General features: G+C 68.9%; 4 protein-coding genes. 1 reads left to right on the top strand and 3 read right to left on the bottom strand.

Going from position 1 to position 6,636, the window contains the following annotated elements; genetic code table 11:
• Window positions 1–742, top strand: a 742-nt coding sequence (locus tag B1818_RS19045) for an HNH endonuclease signature motif containing protein (protein WP_139363054.1), incomplete at its 5' end; no start/stop codon positions are given.
• Window positions 743–1,019: 277 nt separating this feature from the next.
• Here the strand turns inward: B1818_RS19045 and B1818_RS19040 are convergent.
• The 3 genes from B1818_RS19040 to B1818_RS19030 form a co-directional block, all read right to left on the bottom strand.
• Entirely contained in the window at window positions 1,020–2,726 is a 1,707-nt protein-coding gene (locus tag B1818_RS19040; RefSeq protein WP_078113651.1) for a hypothetical protein, read from the bottom strand.
• Window positions 2,727–2,846: 120 nt separating this feature from the next.
• Window positions 2,847–4,520: an allophanate hydrolase gene (atzF, locus tag B1818_RS19035; RefSeq protein ID WP_078113650.1), complete on the bottom strand. Its 1,674-nt coding sequence runs from the start codon at window positions 4,518–4,520 to the stop codon at window positions 2,847–2,849.
• The gene (locus tag B1818_RS19030) at window positions 4,517–6,586 is read right to left on the bottom strand and encodes a 5-oxoprolinase/urea amidolyase family protein (RefSeq protein WP_078113649.1); all 2,070 of its coding nucleotides are present in this window, start codon (window positions 6,584–6,586) and stop codon (window positions 4,517–4,519) included. Before B1818_RS19030 ends, atzF begins: the two co-directional genes overlap by 4 nt.
• Window positions 6,587–6,636 lie beyond the last annotated feature (50 nt).

Below are 6,636 nucleotides of genomic sequence, written 5' to 3'. Positions count from 1 at the left end.
CGCGGTCGCGCCGGCCGATGATGCGTCGCTGAACACCTTGCACACCAGGGTGACCGACGAAGGCCGGGTCGCGATCAGCGCAGACGTCACCGCAGTGATCGGGGAAAAATTCTTGACGATGATCGACGAACGCTCCTGCCCACGCCCCGAGCCCGACGGCGCCGACGACCGCCGCGACGCCGCCCAGCGCCGCGCCGACGGGCTGGAACTCCTGCTCGATCAGGCCGCGATCGGCGCGGCCATGACCACCGCAGGAGCACCACGCACCCAACTACTGGTCACCATCCCTGCTGACGCTGCCGATCCGGCGCGTCTGCCGTGGGTGGGCGTGGTGTCGGCGTCGACGGCGCGCCGGTTGTCGTGTGACGGCGCGGGCGCCGAGATCGTCCTCGACGCCGAAGGCGTGCCGCTACGGATGGGAACGACGAAACGACTGTTTCCGCATCACTTACGTCAGGCGATCGTCGTGCGGGATGCGTGTTGTGTGAAATGCGGTGCCCCAGCAGCACATACCCAAGTGCATCATCTGGTCCACTGGGCCGACGGCGGACCGACGGATCTGGACAACGGCTGCCTACTCTGCCAGCGCTGCCACACCCAGGTCCATCACCACGGCTGGGAGGTGGTGATGGGCCCGGACCGGCATCCCTGGTTGATCCCACCCGCCGACATCGACCAGAAACGCCTCCCCCGACCCGCCTACAATCGGCGCACCATGCGACTCGACGACGCACTCGTCTAACCGTCCCCGCCGCACCAGACCCTCGGGCATCGACCCCGACGCCACACGACCCTTGACAACTCCACAGTGTTAAAACAAACCCCTGCCCACCGGGGCACTGTCGCGGAAGATGTCGTTAGCAATCTCTTCGCGAGAGATCCCGGTGGGGTCCGGGGGGATCGAAGCTGCACTTGAGATCAACCGTTCCCGCCTTCACAGCAACCAATAGCCAGGCGGTGAGTCATCCCCGGCCCGGCCCCCTCCCCTCAGAGCGCAGCGAGCCTGGAACACTTTCGGATCAGGCCGCGGCATCTTCGGAATCGCTGCCGGAATCGGAATCGGCGCTCGAGTCCGAGTCGCTACCGGAGTCGTTGCCATCGGAATCAGAGGTGTCGGAATCAGCGGCGTCGGAGTCCGCGGCGTCGGAACCGGCTCCGTCGGAATCCGAAGTGTCAGGATCCGAGGTGTCGGAGTCCGAGCCGCCGGGCTCGGGCGCGTCGGAGTCTCCGGCATCCGAGTTCCCGACGCCACCCTCTTCGGAGGTCGCCGGCGCCCGGTGCTTGCCGACGTAGGAGTTCTCCGCCGAGCGGTGCTTGCCGACGTAGCTATCGGCCTCGTCGGTCTCATCGTCGGTGGCGGCCGAATCCGCCGATGTGTCGACGACCGACATGCTCGTGCGCGCCACAGTGTTCGACGCGCCGGTGTCTATTGGATCGGTGGCGGGCAGGCCGAACGGGAACTCGTAACTCGGGATGCGGATCACGGGGACGAGTTCGCCGGTGTCGAGTTGCCCGAATTCGATGACCGGCATGCCCAGTCGATTCGGCCGGAGCTCGCCGTTGACCTCGACCAGCGGCCGGAAGGTGACGGTCGAACCCAGCCAGTCGACGGTGATCGGAGCCGTGAATCCGTAATCGCTCGTCAGCCGGAGGAAGTTCCCGCTGAACAGGTCGTAGTCGCCCCCGATGCTCAGGCGGGCGAAGTCCTTGGAAAGCGACATCCAGTCGCCGTCGAAGTCGATTCCGGAACCACTCAGGGCGCCGGCGAGCAGACCCTCGAGAACGTCGGCGCCGAGTCCGCCGAGAACCCCTCCCGGATCGGCGATCAGCGCTGTCGGGTCAGTGAGCGCGAACTGGAGTTCGCCGTTCGGTTGCTGCCACCGGAAGTCGAAGGTGCCCAGCACGTTCGCGCAGGCTCCGACGCCGTCGGCATAGGCACCGGTGAGGCCGCCATAGCAACCCACGCCCTGGACGCCGGGGATCGTCGTGATCGTCTCGCCGAGGACCGTGACGTCGAGCGGCCCGGTGTTCCACGCGTGTGCCATCCCGATCAGTGCGAACGACCTCGCCGTCCGTCCGTCACTCGCCCCCGCGGTCGCGATGCTCAGCGGCAGATACGATGTCGCAGTTGCGTCGCCGCCACGGTATGCGAGCGCGAACTGGAAGCCGTTCCCGGCGACCGTCGCCGAACCCTCGGTGGCGGGGCCGTCGGTCATCGTCGGCGGCAGGTCGATGCCGAGAAAGCGGAGGATGTCGCCGAGGACCGAACCGGACACGGTGTCGAACACCTGCTTGACCGGATCGTAGATCGCGACCGGCACCACCTCGATGCGGTCGGGCAGGACGACGGCGAGTCCGATGCCGCCGAGCTCGGTGCTCGACTGAGAGCAGTCGGCCCCGTCCCGGACGCCGCCGGACAGGCAGCTCTGGATGCGCCACTGCTCCGCGATGTCGGCGAGCGCGCCGTTCCCGATCTCGGAGATCAGACTGCCGAGCGGGTTTCCGCTGTTGAAACCGTTCAGCCAGTCGTCGAGTTCGCCGATCGCCGGTGGTATCACCGCGGCCTCGGCCACCGTCGGCTCCGCGACCTGCCCCGCTCCGATCGCGGCTACGGTCGCCAACGCGGCCGCCCCCGCGATCGCACGATGCTGCCGCCGCTGCTTCCGGTTCTCGCGTCGAGCGACCTTCTCCGATCGCTGAATTCCGCTGCGCCCCAACCTGGTCATCCGTCCCACCCTCTTCTCCCCGACCGCCCGAGCTGAGTAAGTGAATCATCACGCTCGGTGAACAGATGGTCGATCGGAGGAAATGGCACGAATCGGCGGTTCTGGTCAGACGTCCCACCCCTACCAGCGGTCGCGATCGAGACCCTGACCGGTGGCACCGGCGTCGGCGGCGCACCCGAATCCCACGAGCCAGCGGGCAGGACCGCTCTCTCCCGCGGCGATCTCGACCTTGCCCAGCATCATCGGCTCGGGCAGGGCGGCCAGGAACTCCCCCAGCGCCGACGGGGCGAGCGTCCACACCTCGCCGCGAATCGCACGGCCGGCCTCGGGATCGCGGATCAGTCCCGGTTTGGGCGGGGTCGTATCAAGTGCGACCAGACGGTACGACTGGGTCGTGGTGACCTCGCCGGCCCACCGGGCACCCCGTTCGCTGAGCTCGTGCGTCAGAGGCCCACCCCGCATGTGCGCCCCGAAGACCGCGAGTTCGATCGCATCGTCGGGCTCCGCCCAGGAGGACGCCACCGAGTCGTCACCGACGAAGCGACGTGCCACGTCGACGAGCACGGCGTCGGCATGCGCGACGCCCAGGAACGTGACGCCGAACTGGGCTGTGCTGCCGTCTCCTTCGATGACCGTCCCGGCCGGCACCGCGAGTCCGCAGAGGTCGAAGAGGTTGCAGAAGTTGGTGTACGTGCCCATCCGCGAGTTCACGCCCACCGGATCGGCGGCCACCTCGGCGAGCGTCGGGTGCGCCGGCGCGGTCGGGACCATCAGGACCGTCGCATCGCCCCACTGGTCCATCGCCGCCGCACGAAGGTCCGCAAGCCGACAACGGGCGCGCAACAGGTCGACCGCCGAGAAACGGTCCGCCGCACCGATGATGGCCGACACCGTCGGATCGAGGCCGGCGGCGCCGGGATCGGCAACGGAATCGAGGTACTCCCCCACCGCCTCGTATCGCTCGGCGACGAGCGCGTCGTCGTAGAGGAGCCGGGCGGCCTCGAGGAACGGCGACAGGTCGATGGTCTTGATCATGAGCCCCGCCGCCTCGGCACGATGCACCGCGTCGTCGAACGCGGCGCGCCATCTGTCGTCCAGACCGGGCAGCTCGGTGGGCACGGCGACGACCGGGCGTTCGGGCGCGGCGTAGGGCATAGACTTCGGGAAGGGGCGTGTCCCAGCGGCTTTCGCCATCACCGCAACCGATCGGTCGGCCAGCGCGAGGTCGGCGGCGAAGATGGTGAGGACATCGTAGCTCCGACAGGCGGGTACGACTCCGTCGGTGGAGACGACACCGAGGGTCGGCTTGACACCGACGATGCCCTGCAGGCCCGCCGGCACCCGACCCGACCCGGCGGTGTCGGTCCCGATGGCGATGTCGGCGAATCCGAGGGCCACCGCCACCGCCGACCCCGAGCTCGATCCACCCGAGATGCGGTCGGGGCGTCGGGAATCCCGCACCGCACCATAGTGACTGCGCGTACCCACCAGTCCGGTCGCGAACTGGTCGAGATTGGTCTTGCCCAGCACCACCGCGCCGGCCGCACGCAGGGCGGCGACCGCGGGCGCATCGGCCTCGGGGGTGAAAGCGAAACCGGGACACCCGGCGGTGGTCGGCAGACCGCCGACGTCGACGTTGTCCTTGACCGCGAGAAGAATGCCCGCCAGCGGGCCGCCGGTCGCGACGGACCGCTCGTATTCGGCACGCACCTCGGCCTCGGGCCGGAGCGTGATGAACACCTCCGGACGATCCGCCTCGGCGATCCGCGCGTACACCTCGTCGATCCTGCTCATGCCACCCGCTCCTCGTCGTCCGCGCGCTCCGACGCTCCGCCGTCGGCCACGCTCACACCGGCCGCTCGCGCAGCGAATTCACCTTGTAACGACCATCTCTCGCGCTCCTCCGCACGGGCGATCTCCATCGTCTCCCGGCGAGCCGCGATGTCGCCGGCGTGCTCGTCGAGGAAGCGCTGGTGCGCGGCCAGCGAGAACTCACCGTCGACGATCTTCGTGCTGTCGCCGCGCCCGGCGGCGACGTCGGCCCGCATGTCCAAGAGCTCTTCGGCGCTGACCGGATACCAGTGGATTCGATCGAAGAACCGCAGGAGCCACGGATGTTCGGGATCGAAACCCGGGGCCGGCAACGGATGCCGGTGATTCCACACCTGGGTTGTCCGTCCGACGAACTGATAACCGCCCGGGCCTTCCATGCCGTAGATGCACAGGTAGGCGCCGCCGATACCCACCGCGTTCTCCGGGGTCCAGGTGCGGGCGGGGTTGTACTTGGTCGTGACCAGGCGGTGGCGTGGATCCAGCGGAACGGCCACCGGCGCACCGAGATAGACGTCGCCGAGGCCGAGCACGAGGTAGCTCGCGTCGAAGACCGTGCGGTACACGTCGTCGACGGAGTCCAGGCCGTTCATCCGGCGGATGAACTCGATGTTCCACGGACACCACGGGGCGTCGGACCGCACGCCGAGCATGTACCGTTCGATCGCCTCGCGAGTGGCCGGGTCGTCCCATGAGAGTGGCAGGTGCACCGTGCGGCTCGGCACCACGAGGTCTTCGGCGGCCGGCAGTTGGCTCTCGCATTCGGTCAGCCACTCCAGCATGTGCGCCTGCGACCACACGTCCGGGTCCGCCTTCACCTGCAGGGAGCGGATTCCTGGCGTGAGATCGATGAGCCCGCGCGGCTTCTCGGCGGCGATCCGCTCGGCCAGCGCATGTACCCGGGCCCGCAGGGCCAGGTCGAGGTGCATCTCGCCGTACTCGACGAGCACGTTGTCGTCGCCGGACCGGCGGTAGGTGACGGTGGTCGATCCGTCGGCGGTCGTCGTGGTGCCCAGGATTCCGTTGTCGGCGTCGCCGCCCGACGACAGGACGTCGACGAAGCACGCCCGCCGGCCCAGCCCCACCTCGGCGGGCGAGGCCGCACGGTCACCGCGCACCGCGACGAACCGGAGCGTGTCACCCGGCTTCAGCTGGCCGAGCTTCCAGCGCTGCGCGGTCGTGACCGTCACCGGGCACACGAATCCACCGAGACTCGGGCCGTCCGGGCCGAGCAGGATCGGTGTGTCCCCGGTGAAGTCGAGGGCGCCGACCGAGTAGGCGGTGTCATGGATGTTCGACGGGTGCAGGCCGGCCTCGCCACCGTCGTCGCGCGCCCATCGGGGTTTGGGGCCGATCAGCCGGATACCGGTCCGGTCGGAGTTGAAGTGCACCTCGTAGTCGGTCGCGAACAGATCGGCGATGTCGTCCTCGGTGAAGAACTCCGGGGCGCCGTGGGGTCCGACGGTCACCGCCAGTTGCCAGCTGTTGGTGAACGCCGGCTGCTCGTCGGAGAGGATGCGCCGGGGTGCGCCGGCCGGCGCACCCAGCAACGCGAGATCGTCGCCGGCCACCAGTGCCCGCCCGTCGAGCCCGCCGAACTTGCCCATGGTGAAGGTGGAGCGGCTCCCGAGGTGATCGGCGGCGTCGAACCCGCCCCCCACCGCCAGATACGCCCGCATGCCGAGGGTGCCGATCGATCCGATGTCGAGCACGTCACCTGGTTCGAGTGTCAGCGGAACCCATTGCGGTGCAACCGTTCCGTTGATCGTCACCGGGACCGGCGCCCCGGTGACGGCCACGACCGCGGACCGGTCGAACCGCAGGGCCGGCCCCATCAGCGTGATCTCGAGACCGGCTGCCGTCCCCGGATTGCCGACAGCGATGTTGGCGAGCCGGAAGGACAGGTCGTCCATGGGACCGGAGGGGGGTACGCCGACCTTCCAGTACCCGACCCGGCCGGGCCAGTCCTGGATGGTGGTGAGCGGACCGGACCGCAGTACGGTCACCGCGCCCGTGGTGGTGGCAGACATGATGGTGGGATCCTCGTCGGAGTCAGGCGACGCCCGGGGGCGTGGAGGTG

Origin of the sequence: Gordonia sp. IITR100 (assembly GCF_002009645.1) — a bacterium.
In the GTDB taxonomy this organism is placed as follows: Bacteria; Actinomycetota; Actinomycetes; order Mycobacteriales; family Mycobacteriaceae; genus Gordonia; species Gordonia hongkongensis.
The sequence above is the reverse complement of the archived record's forward strand: the minus strand, read 5'-3'. Positions and strand labels throughout refer to the sequence as shown.